This is a genomic window from Peribacillus sp. BM1 (assembly GCF_056679975.1).
The window spans coordinates 726,080-740,745 of record NZ_CM155259.1 but is presented as its reverse complement, the minus strand read 5'-3'; the positions used below and the strand labels follow the sequence as shown (position 1 = coordinate 740,745).

Here is a 14,666-nt window from a genome sequence, read left to right as displayed (position 1 = left end):
TGCTGTTTGTTCTTTTTTGTCGTTCCTTCAGTTCAAATGGTGTTGTATAATAGTTATGTTGGTAGTTTTATCTGAAAAATCTGTATGATTGGGAAGGGAGTTGAGAAATTGACATCTACGATAATGACTGTTGGTTTACAGGGAATGGATGGTTATCGTGTGAAAGTTGAAGTGAGCGCTAGGCTGGACAGGGAGTCATTTGTGATTGTCGGTTTACCTGATGTTTCTGTAAAAGAATCAAAAGAACGTGTATGGAGTGCCTTATATGAACAGAATGCGGATATTCATACCAAGAAAATTACGGTGAATCTATCTCCTCCAGAGTTTAAAAAAACAGGACCTGGTTATGATGCCGCTATGGTTATTGCGATATTGAAAGCGATCGGTGAATTAGGGGAAGAAATATCAGAAGATATTTGTATCATTGGTGCCATTTCTCTTAAAGGGGATATTGAGACATTTGATGGCATCGTACCAGTTATTACGAATGCAATGAAGTTAGGGTTTAAAAAGATTTATATTCCGCCTATTAATACCCACCTTTTCCCTCGCAAATTTGGAACAGAATTGATTAGAGTCTCTTCCATTCCTGTATTAATCTCTCGCTTAAAAGGCCAAATGACCGCTGAAGAAATTTTATTCCCTACAATTGATAACGAGCATGATCAATCTATTAAAGCAGTAGAAGAGAAGCAATTAGATTTTCAATCCATTATTGGACATTCACGTGCAAAGCGGGCATTAGAAATTTCAGCTGCAGGTGGGCATCATATATTACTAAGTGGACCGCCGGGGTGTGGGAAAAGTATGCTAGCTGAAGCTTTCCCCTCCATATTTCCAGATCTATCTCCTGAAGAAGCTTTAGATTTGTACGGACTTTACCAATTAGGAAGAGAAGAGCTTCCGTCAATAAAGCAATGCCCCATACGCAATCCTCATCATTCTGCATCTGCTGTTTCTTTACTTGGCGGCGGCACTTACCCTAAGCCAGGTGAAATCTCTTTTGCTCATTCCGGCATACTATTTCTAGATGAAATGGGAGAGTTTTCGAAAAAAACACTCGATATGCTCCGTCAACCGATTGAAAGCGGTCGAATTACGATTAGCCGCGCAAGACAAACCGTCACTTATCCAGCTGATTTTACTCTAATCGCAGCCACTAATCCTTGTCCGTGTGGATATGCGGGATCTCAACAAAGATATTGTGTTTGTACACCGAAACAAACTGCGGCTTACCGACAAAGAATATCTGGACCGATCATTGATAGAATGGATTTTTATTTGCATTTACAAAGTGTTTCTTTGAAAAGGGAACAAGAATCTAGTGAAAGCTCTCAAATAATTAAAAGCCGAGTAGTCAAGGCGCGAGAACGGCAGTATGAACGATATGGAGAAAGAGTGCTGAATAATCGGGTGTCTTTCCATGGAATTCAGAAGTATAGTCCCATCGCTCCTAGACACATGGAATACCTGCAACAAATCTGCTGGGATCAAAAATGGAGTAATCGCACACAAATTAAACTCGTTCGAGTAGCAAGAACGATTAGTGATTTAGCAGAGGAAAATGGTATTTCATACGAATCTCTAAAAGAAGCAATAGATTGGAAACTACATTCTATACAATAAGGAAGGAAAAGAGTATGGGAAGAAAAAGAAGAGAGTGGATTCCCCATGCCTATCATCATATTTATTCTAGGGGGAACAATCGGCAAAATATTTTTCATGATCCTATTGATATGATGGAAGCTTTTCGAATATTAGCGATGATTCATGTGGACATTCCGATTTCAATCTGTGCCTATTGCATGATGACCAATCACTACCACCTCTTATTGAAATCCGAAATTCACTCCATTTCAAAAGTCATGGCTATTTTCAATAAACGATACACGGATTACTATAATCGAAGATATCATCACGTCGGGCATGTCTTTCAACAGCGTTTTAAAAGTTCTCCTATATTAACACCCCAAGACCTTCTCCAAGTCAGTAAATATGTCCACCGTAATCCAATTAACACAAAGAAACCAATGGTCAATAAAATGGAAGACTACGAGTACAGTAGCTACCACTATTACAAATATGCTACTCCCTCGCCATTTTCATTCGTCAACCTGCAAGACCTCCCCGATTCCTTTCAAACTTTTAAGGATAGAAACCTTACAAACTACTGCCTATTCGTAGAAACCCAGGATGATGATGAAGCTAAGGCAACAATAATCAACAACTAATGAAAAAAAGTCAGAAAGCTAAAAATAGCTCTCTGACTTTTGATTTTCCAGATATCTGGATGGTGCCTGGCACCTTAATAAGTCGCAATCATTTTTTTCACAACAGTATCAATCGGACCGGTATAACTTGAACGATTATGCTCTACTAATATACTAAAGGTATACCATTTCCCACTATTAGCCTGTACATAGCCAGCAAGAGTCGAAACACCGTCTAGGCTTCCTGTTTTTGCGATTACACGATTTTTATAGGCTGTTTCTGTGAAACGATTTCGCAAAGTTCCGCCAACTAAACGGTCACTTTGGCCTCCTTTTGGCAAACTATTTAAAAAGGCACTATAGTAATATGACTCTTTCGGCTGTTTAACAAGTAAAAGGGTTTCTTGAATAGCAGTCGCCCTATTGAAATGAGAAATACCTGAACCATCTTGGAATTTCCATTGTTTCATGTCTAATCCGCTGGACTGGCCATAGTCTGTGATTACTTTTAGTCCATGTTCCCAATCTCCTACATGATGAACTTTTTTGCCCATTGTTTTCACTAAGATATCAGCAATCCCATTATTACTTAGCTTCATAAAAGTTGGCATGATTTGCTTTAGTGGTTGTGAGCGTTCTGTCCCTAGGGATACAGTGTTGCTTGGTACAGTTGCGTAATCAACTTTGGAGCCATTTCCGAATTTAATCCCCTGTACGGCAAGCGTATTTTTGAAAGAATACAATGTACTTAATGTAGGGTTGAACATCGATACCCATTCCTTTTTGGAGCTGCCTTGTGGAAGGTTACCAGAAACGATAATTTGATTGGTACGATATTTTCTTTCAATCTTTAACGTATTTTTACTTCCCTTTTTAACAGTTTTCGCAGAATTAACAAGTCTAAGGCCACTTAGATTGGGCTCTACCGAAATGCTTGGAACAGAACCAATACTTGAAGCTTTAGCCGTAACAATCACAGTACTCACGTCATAATCATTGTCTGGTGACGTAGTTAATGCGGATATTGGGGCACCGTAGTTATGGGTTTCATCTTCAGGTAGAACGCCTGGAGATAGTCGTTCCCCTGTAAACCAGGTATCATCCCCATAGATATTCCCGTTGATTTGTTTAATCCCTTTTTTCTTAAGCGTATTACTAAAGGTAACAAAGTCTTTTACCTGTAAAGTGGGATCACCCTCACCTCGAAGGTAAATGTTCCCGCTTAAAATTCCGTTCTGAACCGTTCCATCCATTAACATTTGTGTTGAGAAGTAATAGTCTCCCCCTAGAACTTTTAAAGCTGCCCCGGCCGTTAATAGTTTCTGAGTTGAAGCTGGTTTAATGCCATTGTTCCCATAGTACTCATAGACAAGTTCTCCAGTATTCAAATCACGGATTGCCATGGAGAAATTGGTACCGTATATTTGTTGATTAACGGTTCTGGTTAATTCACTATTAGCTTCTGCATTGGTACTGAATAAAGTAGAAGCAATAACCATTACAAAGAATAATATGTATATCTTTAGCTGATTCCTCAATTCTTTTTCACCTCCTTTTTCCAATTTAACATTATCATAGAGTACTGTTATTCTACAATATTCAATTTCTCGTAATTTCTTTCAGGAGCTATTGGTATCGGACTTATTTATAGCGTATTACTTAGCATTTTTTCGTTATTCAGCGGATTCAATTATGATCTTCAAATGGCGGAAAGCATACAATTAACAGTTGATGCATCTTACTCCATTATTGCTACTTTCTTTAAAGGGCTTCTATTTGGAATGATATTCAGCTTCTTAGGTATGCTGTTTAGCATTAATTTCCGTCAGACGACCAAACATCTGGAAAACCTCGTCCCATATGGCGGTGCAATTCATCAAGGATTTGCTGCATTTGTTCGCGGATTTGTTACTCTTTCCATCATCTTGGTTATTGTCCTTACGAGTAAACTCAATGAATTAAAAGGTAATTTAGTTCTTGAGTGGATTGACATTCCTGGACTTAGTCAAATGTTGGAGAAGACGACTTGGTTTGCTACTTATATGGGTGTACAGCTCTCGTCGATCATTTACAGCATGCTTCATTTTTCGCCTCTTTCTTTCAAAATGAGCGCTGAAGGAGGAAGCGGTGGGATCATGTACTCAATTTTCTCAGGCTTTTCATTTTCAGGTGAGCTCTTAAATGAAGATACGGCTAGTTATGATTACTTTATGATCCTTTATGACATGGATCTTTATCTGAAGCTTGCTATTCTGATTCCGATATTGCTACTCATATTTGCTGGCTACTCGCTAGCAAAATCGAACCAGGCATCTTTCCAGTCTTTAGCTATACTTAGTCTTGTATATAGCTTTTTTTCTACATCATTAGCAGCTGCTTCTGGCGTTCATGTGGATGGAATGCTTAGTGCTGTTGGAGAAGGCACAAAATCCATTGACATTTCTCTTGCTGTAAGTATATTTAGAGTCTTCATCGGTAGCTTTATCCTATCCTATGTCGCAAGCTTTGCAGGAAGCTACTTCATTAGATTCTTCCCAGGCATACGAAATAGACAATAGAAAAAAATCCACTTTCACTTATTGAAAGTGGATTTTTTCAACCCACAGAGTTACTCGTCTCATTCACAACCAACAATAAAACAAGATAGAAAGCTAAACGAATAGTTTGCTATCTTGTTTTATTTTCAGGGTATTCTTACTGTATTGTTAATTGATTGTAAAAAATAGTAAATTTTATAGACTTTATGGAAATATAATGATAATATTCAATTGTTTGAAAATGTATTTCCAGGGGGAGTAATCATGAAGAAGATGATCGGTAAAAAGACAATAGCGAGTGCAGTGGTAGCATTAGGACTAATTATTCCACAAGTTGTACCAACACTTACATATGCGGAAGTTATGAACGAAGATATTGTGAATTTGCGAGTTGTTGAAACATCAGATATACACAACAATATTATGAACTATGATTACTATCAAGGGGCTGCTACAAATGCTTATGGCTTAGCAAAAGCCGCAACATTAATCAAACAGGTGCGCGGGGAAGCAGATAATAGCTTGTTGTTTGATAATGGCGATTTAATTCAAGGAAGCCCAATGGGAGATTATGTAGCTAGTAATCAATTAATGAAGGATGGGTACGTTCATCCTGTCTTTAAAGCTATGAATCTATTAGGATACGATGCTGCAACATTAGGTAACCATGAATTTAACTATGGATTGGATTTTATAAATACTGCAATTAAAGGCGCTGAATTTCCTTATGTGAACGCAAATGTTTATGATAAAAAAGGCAAGAACTATTTTACCCCTTTCGAAATTCTAGAGCGTGATGTAAAAGATACAGATGGAGAAACACATAAGATTAAAGTGGGTGTGACTGGATTTGTTCCACAAGGAATAATGAAATGGGATGCCAAACATCTAGATGGTAAGCTTGTAGTAGAAGACATTGTCAAATCTGCTGAAAAAGTAATCCCGCAAATGAAAGAAGCGGGCGCTGATGTTGTAGTTGTTCTTGCCCACTCTGGTATTGCTGAATATGATCCAAAAAGTGGTGAAATGAAAGAATACTATGAAGGAATAGAAAACGCTGCTTATTATTTGAGCGAAATAGAAGGAATTGATGCTATCTTAACAGGGCACCAGCATTTATCTTTCCCAAATGCAGCGAAACCTTCTTTCAAAGATGAGAATGGAATTGATAACACGAAAGGAACCATTAACGGAGTTCCTACAGTAATGCCAGGGTCATGGGGAAATAACATCGGGTTAATTGATTTGAAAATTGAAAAAGCCGGCGGAAAATGGGACGTTACAGATGGAAAAGCGGAGTTAAAACCGATTACTGCTGGCGAGCAAACAGCTGAACCTGACAAGGCTATTGTGGATTCAGTTAAAACCGAACACGATGCAACAATTAAGTATATGGAAAGCCCAGTTGGAGAATTGGTAGGTGATTTGAATACATACTTCGGTTTGGTTCAAGACAACGCCGCGATGGAAATATTAAATCGAGCACAAGCTTGGTATGTTGAAAATGCTTTAAAAGGTACCGAGTATGAAACATTACCGGTCCTTTCTGCAGCAGCTCCATTTAAAGCGGGTTATGGCGGGGTCGATAATTTCACGAATGTGAAATCAGGAACCCTTGTGCTGAAGAATATTGCCGACCTATACCAATTTGATAATAACGTAGTGAATGCTGTTAAAGTAACGGGTACTACTCTTAAAGAATGGTTAGAGTGGTCAGCGGGTCAATATAACACCATTGATCCATCAAAAACAGAAGAGCAAATGATCATTAATAACGATTTCCCTACGTATAACTTTGATGTCATTGATGGTGTAACGTATGAAGTGGATGTAACATCTTTACCGAAATATGACAAAGGGCAAAACCTAATTAATGCGAATGCCAATCGGATTAAAAACCTTAAATACGATGGTAAGCCGGTAACAAATGACATGGAATTCATCGTTGCAACAAATGACTATCGTGCTGCAGGAAGTAAGCTCATGAATCCGGACGGCGTTAATACGGTACTAAAAGCTCCTGATTCAAACCGTCAAGCCATGATGAATTATGTAGTGGAAAATAAAACAATTGATGCGTCAGTAAATAATAACTGGACGTTTACTCCAGTCAATGCAAGTGTTACATTCTTATCAAATTCAAAAGCGGCTGAACTGGCAAAATCAACTGGCAATATTACCTATACAGGCGAAACAGATGAAAAAGGCTTTGGTATTTTCAAACTGGATCTAAGTAAAGCAGCAGAAAAAGTATCATTCAATGATGTTCCAGCAGACCATTGGGCTGGCGAATATATCCATAGTCTCACTGCAAATGGAATCATCAAAGGAAAAACAGCAACAACATTTGACCCAGCTGGTAACATTACCCGTGGACAATTCGCAAGCCTTCTCGTTCGTTCTTTAGGCTTAACAGCTAAAGCGGGGGCACCGTTCAAAGATGTTTCTGGTGAGCTAGCGAAAGAAGTAGCAGCTGCATTTGAAGCTGGAATCACAACAGGTACCACGCCAACAACCTTTGAGCCGAATAAACCAATTTCACGTGCACAAATGGCAACTATGCTAATCCGAGCCTATGAAGTGGAAAATGGAAAAGGAACAAATTCAAAACAAACACAATTCACAGATGTTACAGCTTTAAGCAATGAAACGAAAGCTGCTATTCAAAAAGCATTTGAACTCGAATTAATCCAAGGATATGGAAAAGAGTTCAAGCCTGCTAATACAGCAACACGTGCTCAAGCTGCAAAAGTAATTTATCTATTGAATAAGAAATAAGGTGCCAGGCACCATCCAGAAATTTGGAAATAAAAAAATCAGAAAGCTACTAAATTAGCTTTCTGATTTTTTTTTGAGCGCTGTTGATACATCGCCTGAGGGGCATTATCATCCAGGCTGTTTCTCTTTAAAAAGGCGGAAGCTTGCTGGTAGATCTTGCAGGTTAACGAATGGATAAGGAGAGGAAGTATCATTTTTGTAATGATGGTAACTGCTGTACTCGTAGTCTTCCATTTTATTGACCATTGGCCTCTTTGTGTTGATGGGGTTTCGGTGGATATATTTACTAACTTGAAGAAGATCTTGGGGCACTATTTGACAATAAGCATTTTCGTAGGAATACGGTTAGACATGCTTCATTACGCGGTCCTATTGCGATAAGAGCTACGATTCAATTATTAAAAAAATTAGGTTTCAAAAGTGCTGTCATAACGATTAAAGGCCCGGTCAATGTTGGAGATGATGTACTACAATTAAAACGAATGGGAATTTATCAAAGTACCAGCTTGTCGGAGTTTATAAAAATAGTAGAATCATGACAGGTTGTCCCAAGGGGTCTGCCTTCACACTCTATACACCGTTTATTGTGTCATATACACTTCATATAAACGAAATATAGTGACCCTTTCATTATAGGGCAGCCTTTTTTGTAAAGAGTTTTGATGTCTAGCGCAAAATGCCTTCCCCTCGGATTTACATAGAACGTGTCGGATCTTAATGAAGTTCCTTAATAATCGCTTGTATGTTTGTTCTAAGGGCTAGGGCTGTTGATCTTCATGGTTGGATATTTGTCAAGGAATTATTAATAGCAGCTATATTGGGAGAATACGACGGAATCCCGAATAATGGATGGACTTTGTGTGATACGGAGAATACGTATATGGGTATAAAAAATAGTAAAAGAGAGAGAACTAGACCTAACAGCTGGTATATTTGTGTCGTGATATAATGTTGAATGATACTTTTTTGATTGATTCTTATGTTATAGTCAACGTTTGATTGTACTTTATTAAAAAGGAGAAGGATCCCTTGGTCTTTAGTAATTTAGTTTTTATATTCGTTTTTTTGCCACTTGTACTTTTTTTCTACTATATTATAAATCCAAGATTTAAAAATGTATGCCTACTGTTATTTAGTTTGTTTTTTTATGCATGGGGCGAGCCAAAACTTGTTCTATTAATGATGGTTTCAATTGTTATGAACTATGCATTTGGTTTGTTGATTGAACAAAGAGGATCTAGACTTTCAATCCGTCGCTTTTGGTTAACAACAGGGATTTTGGTGAATTTGACCATTCTTTTTTATTATAAATATATTCATTTTTTAATTGAGAGTATAAATCAGTGGTTCGACTTGTCCCTATCGGTTGGAGATGTGAAGTTACCAATAGGAATTTCTTTTTATACGTTTCAAGCAATATCTTATTTAATTGATGTCTATCGAAAAGAAGTAAAGGCGCAAAGGAGTCTTTTAGATTTAGCTTTATACATAGCTTTGTTCCCACAACTCGTTGCGGGTCCGATTGTACGGTATAATTTAATCGCGATAGAGCTTAAACGACGAACAGTTGATTCCAATGCATTAGTAGAAGGAATTAAAATATTCATTATTGGCTTAGCGAAAAAAGTATTGATTGCTAATCAATTAGCAACTGTTGCGGATGATGTCTTTACTAAGGATATTGCTGGATCAAGTGTTACTCTTTTGTGGATTGGCATTATCGCTTATTCGCTACAAATCTACTTTGATTTTTCGGGATATTCACAAATGGCTATTGGGCTAGGGAGAATGTTTGGCTTTCATTTCCCGCCAAACTTTAATTATCCTTACATATCCACCTCAATTTCTGAGTTTTGGAGAAGGTGGCATATAACATTAGGAAGTTGGTTTAGAGATTACGTGTATATTCCTTTAGGTGGTAACCGTGTTTCCTCTTGGCGTGTGTATGTGAATTTGTTTATAGTTTGGATGCTAACAGGCTTGTGGCACGGTGCAAGTTGGACATTTATCGTGTGGGGAGTTTATTACGGTGTCATCATTATGCTGGAGAAAGCTTTTTTAATGAAATGGCTGTCTAGTTGGTGGAGACCCATTCGTCATCTATATGTCATTTTAATTTTTCTGATTGGGTGGGTATTTTTTCGAGCGGACTCCTTTTCGTACTCCTTTGAATATGTACAAACGATGTTTGGCCTAGGAGAATCACCATGGTGGAGTTTAGAAGGTAAACGAATGCTACATGATTACTGGCTCGTATTGGTTACAGGACTTGTATTTTCAATGCCGGTCGTAAAATGGATCAGTATGCTCCTTCCAGCTAATTCAACTAAATGGTATTCAGTTGTTGCACATGTACTGTCTCCAATCACCTACATTACAATTTTTCTTATTTCTGTCATGATGCTTGTTAATTCTACATATAATCCATTTATTTATTTTAGATTTTAGAAGGGAGGGAACCAGGTGAATAAAATAAATAAGGTGATAATGATTGGCGGCTTTTTTGTCATTATTTTTGGATTTTTAATCATGAGCATCCTTACCCCTGATCGTACAATTTCAGTGATAGAAAATCGTACGCTGGCTAAATTCCCTGAGATAAGTAGACATACGATCTTGTCAGGTGAGTTTTTTAAGGAATTTGAGACGTATTTTACTGATCAGTTCTACGGCCGGGATCAGTTTGTTCATGCATATACGAATACTGAATTGAAGCAACAAAAAATAAAAGTGAATAATGTTGTGGTAGGGGAAAATGGATGGTTATTTACACCGCCCGCAGAAGAATTCCGTATGAGTAAAATTGATCGTACTGTTAAATATTTAGAAAAATTCATGGAACAGATCCCTCCTCAAACAGAGGTGTTTATGTCACTTGTTCCTCATAAATCAAATATATTACTGCACTTAATTCCGCCTTACTTTGATCATATTTATGGGTATGATAATACAAAATATTTTATTCAAAATCGACCAAAATCCATTCACGTCATTGATATGCAAAAACAATTTCTTGAAAGTTTTTCGAACGATCAATTAAGTGAGTTTTATTTTAAAACAGATCATCACTGGAATATCGAAGGGGCATTTGAAGCTTACAAACGAACCATCCAATCGATGGCTGAGGAATCACCAGTGTTTGATGAGCGGCCGTTGGAAGAAGCCTCTTTAACAAAATCCTGTTTACGTGGAAAAGATTACTTAGGTAGCTTAAATCAGCAACTGTATCAACTTGTTTCGGCAAAAGGAGAGAACCTCTGTTATTACGTGCCACCGATGGAGCAGATTACGGTTGCTGCAAAAGATAGATTAGGAAATGCGAGCAAAGAATTATCACACATTTACGGTACAGGATTAAATCAGAAGGTTATTCGTTATACGAATTTGTTTACATCGGACTATCCAATCATTGAATTTGAAAATAAGAAAGTGAACAATAATTTACATCTTCTTGTATTAAAGGATTCTTATGCGAACCCTATCCAACCTTTTTTAGCTCAACATTTTCGTAAAACAACAATTATAGATCTGCGTTATTTCAAAGAAGAAAGCGTGTTGGCCTTTACTGAAAGGGAAAAGGTCGATATGCTGCTTATGTTCTACAATAACTCCAATTTATTTGGAGAAATTTATGAAAGTGGTCTAGGTGTTGAAATTGAATAGATATAGATGTAGCCGCTAGTTATTGAAACTAGCGGTTACAAAGATTATACGGATAGTGTTCGCTCACTTTTTTTCAATTTATCTGAGGCAGAAGATCGTACTGTATTTATTTTTCCAACGAAAAAATGTCCGAGTGGCAATTTATGAATCACATAGGCCAAAAAGATTGAACCTGCCACTCCTGTAGAGAAAACTAAGATTGTGTACAGTCCAATATGAATAGTATCGGGCAGAAATAAATTCAAGAGATATTGCACCATTGGGTGAAGAAGATATATAGCAAATGAATACTTACTGAGAAATAGAACGGGTTTAGGTAAATGTTTTATTTTCTGACAAGTGTAAAAAAGGGATAAAAATACAGCGACTGTATAGAATAACATATCAAAACGCTTAGATGATACCCATGTTAATGTGCCAGAAAAATATAAATATAGAACATAACTTGCGGAGCCGAACAAGAATGCTCCTACCCAATATTTATATTTATTTAATAGAATTCTAAATCCCTGTATATATCTCCCACAGTAATAGGCTAAAGAAAAATAAAACAGCCATCCTAAAAAGGGTAATCTTGAGTTGTCGTACCAAAAGTGATTAATGCCCTCTAGTGGTGGCACAAATGTAAAGAAGTAAAGGTACCCTGCATTGATAATGAAAGTAACAGATAAAACAATGGATGCAGGGGTTCTTTGTAAAAATTTCACGAAAATATAATGAAGTATATAAAACTGGAAAATGATCAGAATGAAATATCCATGCCAGCTTGCAAGAAAAATGTGTTTATAGGTAAGTTTTAAGATACCAAGTATTGACGGTCCTGAGATTACTTTATCAACTAGTGCATATATAATTGACAATGAAAGATAGGGAATCAATATGAACATAAAGCGTTTTTTAAAGAACCCCTTAGGAATCTGGTTAGAGTATGAATAAGCTAATAAAAATTCAGAAATTAAAATAAAGATAGGTGTTGCGAAAAGAAGCAACATTTGAATAGTTCTATAGAAAGTAATTGTCTTTTCAGGAAGTTCGAAGTTTCCCGTAACCATCGTAATGGCGTGAATCATAACCACACTGAGACAAGCAATTACACGAATATAATATATTTCTTCCACAACAGGTTTACTCACTTTTTTGAAATCCCTCCTTGGTCATTCACTCTCTTATTAGAATACCCTTAAATATACTTCGATTTAAAGAAATAAGGTGTCAGGCACCATCCAATAAACTGGAAATTCTAATATGCTATTCTTCTATTTGTTAATAATTCCTTTAAAAAGTAGGTATTTTAATAGAGCTTTCGGCGATCTATAGCAGTATATTCCTCTTTTATCCGATGTTAGTATGTCTATTCGTTTTTTTGGTTTTTACTTAGAAAATGAGATTATATTAGAAGAATAAATAGGTATAAAGTAATGTGTAGTGTCATTTTTAGTATAAGTTTTGAAAGAACACTTTTAAAGCTGGTAATTTGTAGTAAAATGTAGATATAAGAGGAAAAAATATAGTGAATTAGATACTAACATTGATTGAAAGGAATAAAAATGAATAGGAAAATTATCTTAGTGGTACAGGGAATAATCTTTGTGTGGTGTTTTATGTTTATTAATCCGCACTACACATATGCGGCTACTGAATTTGTAGAAGTGCAAAAAGATCAAACTCCTGTATACGATTCAAGAAAAGGAAACCTTGAGATTGTAGGTTATTTAACGAAGGGCCAACAATTCAAGGTGAAAAAGGACTATGGGGCAAATTGGTGGCAAATTGATTTTGGCGGGTACGATGCTTATATAGTAAAGGGAAACGTATTCCCCATTGCTTCTGCTAACTATATAAATGGGAATAAGAAATATACAAATTCGTCGACAAAAATTACTATGAGGGTAGACGTTCCTGTATATGACAATACAACTGGAAAGCTAGTACAATTTGCAGTGATTAAAGAGGGACAGAATTACCCAGTTATTTCAATAAGCGGAAATTGGTATTTAGTAGATATAGATGGCCGTTTGGGTTATATTCACAATGCTCAGGCGAATCTAGTGAAATCTGATACAAAGAATCCTGTACCCAACAGCCCCGCGGCAACAACAAAAATCTATATTAAAGCGAATAAAGATACCCCTTTATATGATAATCGAAGAGGATATTTAGATGAAATTGGGAAATTGGTTAAAGGACAGCAACTGGAGATAGTAAAGCAGGAAGGAGCTAATTGGTGGAAGGTAAAATGGGCGAATTCTTATGCTTATTTATCGAAAGCTAGTGTTGAGCAAGTCAAGACTATCAATTATAAAAATAGTAGTTCAGCTTATAAATCGACCAATAAGAATTTTGTACCATTATATGACAATATTCCGGTGTATGATAATACGAGTGGATCCTTAGTTCCATTTGCTACGTTGAAAGAAAACCACCGGTATCCTTATATCATGAAAAGTGGCAATTGGTTCATGCTTGATATTGGCGGGCGTTATGGATATGTTCACAGTTCGAGTGTAAAAGTAGATAAGGGCATTTCTATTCTCATGTATCATCACATTCTTGACGAAAAGGATCTTGGTGTATACAAAGGGGTCAGCACAACAATTACAAGCGAGCAATTTTCAAAAGAAATGGAATACCTTCACAAACAAAGTTTTGAAACGGTATCAATGGATGACTTAGAGAAATATGTAAAAGGGAAAATCAACCTTCCTGCTAAAGCAACAGTAATTACCTTTGATGATGGTCTAGTTTCTGTTCGGGAAAATGCATATCCTATATTAAGACAATATGGGATGAAGGCAACAGAATATGTGATCACAAGCCGGAATAACCACCCTACCGAACTGTTTAACCCTAAAAAGTTACAATTTTTTTCAAATGAAGATATAAAAAATATGGGGGATGTATTTGTCTATCAAGCCCACACACATAATCTTCATAATCTAGATATCCATAATAAATCTGATGTGATAACAAAGCCTTTGGCTGTTGTGGAAGCTGATATTCGTTTAAACAAATCCATTTTACATGCAAATTCATTTGCATATCCGTTTGGTCATTATAACGATAGCACGATTATGTTATTGAAGAAATTAGGTTTCAATAGTGCTGTTACAACGATTAGAGGGCCGGTCAATGTTGGAGATGACGTACTTCAATTAAAACGATATGGAATATATCAAAGTACCAGCTTGTCGGAGTTTATAGAAATAGTAGAATCATAAGATACTAGGGAGTTTAGCGTACTATACGAAATTTATTATGTGGATAAATTCATTTGTTTGTCCGCATCCAGCCCAAGTAGCCTAAGCCCTTGAGGTCAAAGGCCTGTTTAGTTGCAGCACTTTCACATTTCAGACGAGCAAGGGGAATTTCACCGCGTAGAGCACAAGGGCGCATCTCGTCACGATTCTTTACCGGCGTCATTGAACAAAATCACCCTCGAAATAGATATTCGCTACAAAGGGGTCGAGGACTCTGGTTT

The 14,666-nt window shown here is 36.8% G+C and carries 9 protein-coding genes; 7 read left to right on the top strand and 2 right to left on the bottom strand.

Annotated elements, in window-relative coordinates; genetic code table 11:
• The first annotated feature begins 108 nt into the window (after nucleotides 1-108).
• Together AC1MGI_RS03585 and AC1MGI_RS03580 are read left to right on the top strand one after the other, a co-directional pair.
• Complete coding sequence (locus tag AC1MGI_RS03585) at nucleotides 109-1,626, top strand: YifB family Mg chelatase-like AAA ATPase (RefSeq protein ID WP_480348594.1); 1,518 nt, start codon at nucleotides 109-111, stop codon at nucleotides 1,624-1,626.
• Nucleotides 1,627-1,640: 14 nt separating this feature from the next.
• On the top strand, nucleotides 1,641-2,231 hold the full coding sequence (locus AC1MGI_RS03580; protein WP_480348592.1) for a transposase: 591 nt from the start codon (nucleotides 1,641-1,643) through the stop codon (nucleotides 2,229-2,231).
• A gap of 74 nt (nucleotides 2,232-2,305) precedes the next feature.
• On the opposite strand, the gene dacB is transcribed toward AC1MGI_RS03580, so the two are convergent.
• Nucleotides 2,306-3,748: a D-alanyl-D-alanine carboxypeptidase/D-alanyl-D-alanine endopeptidase gene (dacB, locus tag AC1MGI_RS03575; protein ID WP_480348590.1), complete on the bottom strand. Its 1,443-nt coding sequence runs from the start codon at nucleotides 3,746-3,748 to the stop codon at nucleotides 2,306-2,308.
• A gap of 165 nt (nucleotides 3,749-3,913) precedes the next feature.
• Between dacB and AC1MGI_RS03570 the strand changes: the two genes are divergently transcribed.
• The 4 genes from AC1MGI_RS03570 to AC1MGI_RS03555 all read left to right on the top strand — a co-directional run bounded on the left by AC1MGI_RS03570 (nucleotide 3,914) and on the right by AC1MGI_RS03555 (nucleotide 11,188).
• Complete coding sequence (locus tag AC1MGI_RS03570) at nucleotides 3,914-4,768, top strand: hypothetical protein (protein ID WP_480348588.1); 855 nt, start codon at nucleotides 3,914-3,916, stop codon at nucleotides 4,766-4,768.
• Nucleotides 4,769-5,011: 243 nt separating this feature from the next.
• Nucleotides 5,012-7,525, top strand: coding sequence for a bifunctional 2',3'-cyclic-nucleotide 2'-phosphodiesterase/3'-nucleotidase (locus AC1MGI_RS03565; RefSeq protein ID WP_480348586.1), 2,514 nt, complete (start codon nucleotides 5,012-5,014; stop codon nucleotides 7,523-7,525).
• A gap of 1,029 nt (nucleotides 7,526-8,554) precedes the next feature.
• Nucleotides 8,555-9,973 carry an MBOAT family O-acyltransferase gene (locus AC1MGI_RS03560; RefSeq protein ID WP_480348584.1) on the top strand — a complete coding sequence of 473 codons (1,419 nt, stop codon included), beginning with the start codon at nucleotides 8,555-8,557 and terminating at the stop codon, nucleotides 9,971-9,973.
• Between the two features lie 15 nt (nucleotides 9,974-9,988).
• Nucleotides 9,989-11,188, top strand: coding sequence for a DHHW family protein (locus tag AC1MGI_RS03555; protein ID WP_480348582.1), 1,200 nt, complete (start codon nucleotides 9,989-9,991; stop codon nucleotides 11,186-11,188).
• A 44-nt stretch (nucleotides 11,189-11,232) separates the two neighbouring features.
• Here AC1MGI_RS03555 and AC1MGI_RS03550 read toward each other — a convergent pair whose 3' ends face one another.
• The gene (locus tag AC1MGI_RS03550) at nucleotides 11,233-12,321 is read right to left on the bottom strand and encodes an acyltransferase family protein (protein ID WP_480348580.1); all 1,089 of its coding nucleotides are present in this window, start codon (nucleotides 12,319-12,321) and stop codon (nucleotides 11,233-11,235) included.
• Between the two features lie 468 nt (nucleotides 12,322-12,789).
• Here AC1MGI_RS03550 and AC1MGI_RS03545 point away from each other — a divergent pair, with 468 nt between their 5' ends.
• Nucleotides 12,790-14,406, top strand: a complete 1,617-nt coding sequence (locus AC1MGI_RS03545) for a polysaccharide deacetylase family protein (RefSeq protein WP_480348579.1) — start codon at nucleotides 12,790-12,792, stop codon at nucleotides 14,404-14,406.
• Nucleotides 14,407-14,666 lie beyond the last annotated feature (260 nt).

Bases quoted from the DNA above. Each gene is read 5' to 3' on its own strand.
- AC1MGI_RS03565 (WP_480348586.1), top strand. From the start codon at position 5,012: ATGAAGAAGATGATCGGTAAAAAGACAATAGCGAGTGCAGTGGTAGCA.
- AC1MGI_RS03580 (WP_480348592.1), top strand. From the start codon at position 1,641: ATGGGAAGAAAAAGAAGAGAGTGGATTCCCCATGCCTATCATCATATT.
- AC1MGI_RS03570 (WP_480348588.1), top strand. From the start codon at position 3,914: ATGGCGGAAAGCATACAATTAACAGTTGATGCATCTTACTCCATTATT.
- AC1MGI_RS03545 (WP_480348579.1), top strand. From the start codon at position 12,790: ATGTTTATTAATCCGCACTACACATATGCGGCTACTGAATTTGTAGAA.